Source organism: Paenibacillus sp. P3E, assembly GCF_001909045.1.
In the GTDB taxonomy this organism is placed as follows: Bacteria; Bacillota; Bacilli; order Paenibacillales; family Paenibacillaceae; genus Paenibacillus_AQ; species Paenibacillus_AQ helianthi.
In genome coordinates this window covers 1-2,367 of the sequence record NZ_LVWH01000086.1, presented here as the reverse complement: position 1 = coordinate 2,367, position 2,367 = coordinate 1, and the positions used below count along the sequence as shown (strand labels likewise).

Sequence of the window (2,367 nt, the reverse complement as noted above, 5' to 3'; positions counted from 1 at the left end):
CACCGTGCCCATCACATAGCGGTGCTTGCCCCAGAAGGTAAGGTCCGGACTTTCGCTGTAGAAAATATCTCCAAACGGAGTATGCCCGGTATCACTTGGACGGCTTAGCATGGCATAATGCCCGTTGATCTTCCGCGGGAACAATACGCCATTGCGGTTATACGGCAGAAAGGCGTTCTCCAGTTGGTGGAAGGTTTGAAAATCGGTGGTGTACGCGAGTCCGATGGTCGGCCCGTGATAGCCGTTGCACCAGGAAATATAGTAACGGTCATCGATCTTGCAGACCCGGGGATCATAGCGGTATTCCCGTTTGATGACCTCTTCGTCCCCTTGGAAAACAATCGGTTCATGCTGGATAGTCCAATTCACCCCGTCCTCGCTGAAGCCTGCAAAGATATCCATGCTGACCGATTTCGAATCGCAGCGGAAGACGCCGGCGAACCCATTCCCAAAAGGGACGACCGCCGAATTAAACACACTGTTAGAGTTCGGGATGGCATCCCGGTGAATGATCGGATTGGCCGAATATCTCCATACAGGTGCGCTGGTGGCTGCCGGCTTCTCCTCCCAAGGGATATTTGACAAATTTTCTCCAATAATCGTACTCATGTTCATGTCTCCTTTTCATCTAAAAAAGTAATGTACTCCATCTTGTCATCCATACCTGAAATCACTTAGAGAATTCCTTCCTGCATCGCCCGCCAGATCAGTTGGGAGAACAGGCTGTTCGACCAGGCGAACCAGCTGCGGGTGAACACGGAGGGGTCGTCCGCATGGAAGCCTTCGTGCATAAAGCCGGTATCGGCGTCCGTGGCCTCCAGCATGCGGATCACCGCCAACTTCTCTTCCTTCGTGTCCGCCGTAATCCCTTGCATCGACAAGGCCATATGCCAGATATAGTTCTTCGGTGTATGCGGACTGCCGATGCCTTTGGCTGCGGTTCCTTCATAATAGAACGGATTTTCTGTACTGAGCGCAAACCGTCTCGTGTTCTGATACACCGGATCATCGTTCTTCAAATAGCCCAGGTACGGAATGGAGATCAGCCCCGGGGTTCCGGCATCATCCATCAGGCAGTAATTGCCGAAGCCGTCGGTCTCGTAAGCGTACATCGGCCCGAATTCGGGATGGCGGTAAATCCCGTACAGCTTGATGCCGTGATCCACCTCGAACTCCAGCGCCTTCAGCTCGGCCAGCAAATCCATGTCCCGGAAGACCCACTCGGCGAATTCCTGCATCTGGCGCAAGGCGACAACGGCAAACATATTGCCGGGGATGTTGTAGTGGAAATCACAGGCATCGTCACTGGAACGGAACCCGGACCAGATCATCCCGGTATAGTTCACCGGCATGCCCAGTCCGTTATTTCGCAACGAGTCTTCCGGAATACCGTTGTTGCGGGTAAAGCGGTACGGTGACTGCTCGAAGTGGTGCTGCTCTTTTTTGAACACCTCGAGAATGGTACGCAGGGCAGACTTGAACTCCGCATCGAAGAAGTCGGTAAGCCCGGTTTCCTGCCAGTAGGTATACGCGAGACGCACCACGAAGCACAGGGAATCAATCTCGAATTTGCGCTCCCAGACCCACGGCGACATCTCGGTCACGTCCGTGGTGTTCCAGTGCCAGTCATTGGCATATTCATTAAACGCATTGGCGTACGGATCGATGTGGATGTACTGGATATGACGTCTGATCAGGCCGCCGATGATGCGCTGCAAATCCGGGTCGTTTTTGGCCAGCGGCACATAATGGATGACCTGTTCCACCGAATCGCGCAGCCAGGAGGCCGGGATATCTCCGGTAATGACAAAGGTGGTGCCATCCTCCATCCGCTTCGTCGTGGTCTCCAGGGTGTTCGGAAAACAGTTTTTGAACAGCTGCAGCAGCTTGGGCCGGTGGGCCAGCTTCGCTTCCGCTTCGGCCAGCACCTCCTGTACGGCTTGCGGCAGTTCGAGCTTCGGCATCGGGATTTTCGGTAATCTGAATTGTTCCAAGGAAGGGACACTCCTTCTGTTCGAATAGTCGTTTATTTCACGTAAATCGTCTGAATCTCAAAAGGGGCAAAGTGCAGCTCGAATTCACCTGGGTGATGGGCGACAGGCTCCAGCTTCTCCTCCAGCGCATTGGACCGGTACACTTCGCTGAACGGCTGGTTCCAGCCCAGCGTCACGGTTTCCCGTCCGCCCGCGGATTCATAGAACCGCAGCACGCAGCCCTGACCGTCCTCGGATGGCTTCACGGTGTCGAGCACGACATGCTGCCCATTGAAGCGGATGAAAGAACCTGTGGACGGTATAGAACCCTGGTCCCCTTCGGCTGCGGTGACCTGCACCTCATGATTCAGCTCCGCGGCCTTGCGCAGCGTAT

The 2,367-nt window shown here is 54.7% G+C and carries 3 protein-coding genes; all 3 read right to left on the bottom strand.

All coding sequences use genetic code 11. The features are described 5' to 3' along the window. A partial coding sequence (locus A3842_RS08865) for a glycoside hydrolase family 130 protein (protein ID WP_483874420.1) occupies positions 1-609 on the bottom strand: 609 nt, incomplete at its 3' end. Positions 610-674: 65 nt separating this feature from the next. After that, complete coding sequence (locus A3842_RS08860; RefSeq protein WP_074101117.1) at positions 675-1,994, bottom strand: glycoside hydrolase family 125 protein; 1,320 nt, start codon at positions 1,992-1,994, stop codon at positions 675-677. A 32-nt stretch (positions 1,995-2,026) separates the two neighbouring features. Beyond that, positions 2,027-2,367 (bottom strand): glycosyl hydrolase-related protein (locus A3842_RS08855; RefSeq protein WP_256701609.1); only part of this gene is annotated, 341 nt, incomplete at its 5' end.